Origin of the sequence: Halalkalibacter sp. AB-rgal2, from assembly GCF_041821005.1 — a bacterium.
Lineage (GTDB): Bacteria > Bacillota > Bacilli > Bacillales > Bacillaceae_D > Halalkalibacter.
Genome location: NZ_JBGUAV010000074.1, coordinates 1 through 680, shown reverse-complemented (window position 1 = coordinate 680; position 680 = coordinate 1). Strand labels below are relative to the sequence as shown.

Below are 680 nucleotides of genomic sequence, written 5' to 3'. Positions count from 1 at the left end.
GGTTTTAATTTCGCCCTATAAGGGCACTTTACTGACTGCCCCCTAAAGGGGACTCTAAACTGACCGTCAACCGTTCACTTCTATTACTTATCTTTAAATGGATCAACATATTCTCTCTTCGTCATATGGTCTCGTAGTCGATCCTCTGCTTCTTGATTACGAATATAGTTTTCAATTGTTTTTTGGTTTAATCCCACCGTACTCACATAATACCCTTTTGCCCAAAATGTGCGATTCCCATGGTTATACTTTAAATTCGCATGACGATCGTGGATCATCAACGAACTTTTTCCCTTTAAGTAGCCCATAAAATGCGACACAGATAATTTAGGAGGTATCTTTACTAACATATGAATGTGGTCCTTCATGGCATGTGCTTCGATGATTTCGACATCTTTCATTTCGCATAACCTTCTTAGGATTGCACCTATATCTTTTCTTAATTTTCCATAAATGACTTTCCTTCTGTACTTAGGTATGAATACTATGTGATACTTACAATTCCACCTCGTGTGTGATAAACTATTGTCACTCGACATGAGTAGGTCTCCTTTCGTTTTATAGAAGTTGGTTTGACGGCCATTTTCTATTATAACGATTGGAGATTTTTTCTGTCACTTTACCACTCTAGAAGTTTTATTTTCACACGTGTAGAACACGTGGTTTTAAACCCATATAAT

The 680-nt window shown here is 37.1% G+C and carries 1 protein-coding gene; it reads right to left on the bottom strand.

Annotation, left to right across the window (positions count from 1 at the left end; genetic code table 11):
* Positions 1 to 83: 83 nt before the first annotated feature.
* Positions 84 to 539 carry an IS200/IS605 family transposase gene (tnpA, locus tag ACERJO_RS21040; RefSeq protein WP_373648785.1) on the bottom strand — a complete coding sequence of 152 codons (456 nt, stop codon included), beginning with the start codon at positions 537 to 539 and terminating at the stop codon, positions 84 to 86.
* Positions 540 to 680 lie beyond the last annotated feature (141 nt).

Bases quoted from the DNA above. Each gene is read 5' to 3' on its own strand.
- tnpA (WP_373648785.1), bottom strand. From the start codon at position 539: ATGTCGAGTGACAATAGTTTATCACACACGAGGTGGAATTGTAAGTAT.